1 protein-coding gene is annotated in these 907 nt (G+C 63.9%); it reads right to left on the bottom strand.

The features are described from left to right. Window positions 1-373 precede the first annotated feature (373 nt). Window positions 374-907: transposase (locus AC1DY5_RS57210; protein ID WP_478122971.1), on the bottom strand; the 534-nt coding region annotated here is incomplete at its 5' end.

Raw genomic sequence — 907 nt, 5'->3', positions numbered from 1 at the left:
GAATCACCCCAGGGCGCATTCGCATTCACTTGATGTTGGACAGCACCCATGGGGGCACGATCCTGAAATCCACACACAAGCCGTCCGGAACCCGCGTCAGTTCAGCATGTCATCCGCCGGATTCGCCTGTCTTGGACAGCAGTGGTTCGAGCCAGTGCCCGGACGAACTTCTATCCGTGCAGGGCGTGCAAGCCCTGCACCTCATGCTGCATGCGCGTGAAGCGCACTGGCAAACCCCGGTTACCGACGCGCCCCTTCTTTTGCACCGGTCACTTCTGTGCAGTGACCCGCGGTCGTTTCGGGCGCGTCGACCTTTGATCATGATGATGCGTTCCTTGGCAAGCTGTGCTTCAGTGCGAGGGCTGGCAGTGCCTCAAGCGGTGGCTGGCTTGAGAGTCGCCCCGGCTGGAATCTCGCCGTTCTGCAGATAGCGCCACAAGGCGATCGCCAGTTTTCTCGCCAAGGCGATGATGCCTACGCGACGCATGCGCTTGCCCCCACCAGCGAAGCGCCGGTTGAACCACTGCGTCAGCGCGCTATCGGGCTGCAGGCGAAGCCAGCACCAGGCGAGTTCGACCAGCAACGCGCGCGCTCGCTTGTTGCCGGCCTTGCTGATGCCTTGCTCGATCTGGCTGTCGCCGCTGGCATAGGGCGTAGGTGCCAACCCCACGCAGCCGGCCAGCTCGCGCCGGTTGGCGAAGCGCCGCCAGCCAAACAGCTCCTTGACCAACACCCAAGCGCCTTTCGGTCCGATGGCGCGCAACAGGACCAGTTGCGCCACCAGCGGCTGCTTGCCATCGGCAAGTTCTTGGCGCCGCTCGGCTTCCATCGCCTTCACCTGCTGCTTGACCAATGCCAGCCGCGCGCTCTCGCGCTCGATCTCGGCGCGCAAGACAGGCGGCACTTG

It is taken from the genome of Variovorax sp. P4_D9 (assembly GCF_056401695.1).
The sequence above is the reverse complement of the archived record's forward strand: the minus strand, read 5'-3'. Positions and strand labels throughout refer to the sequence as shown.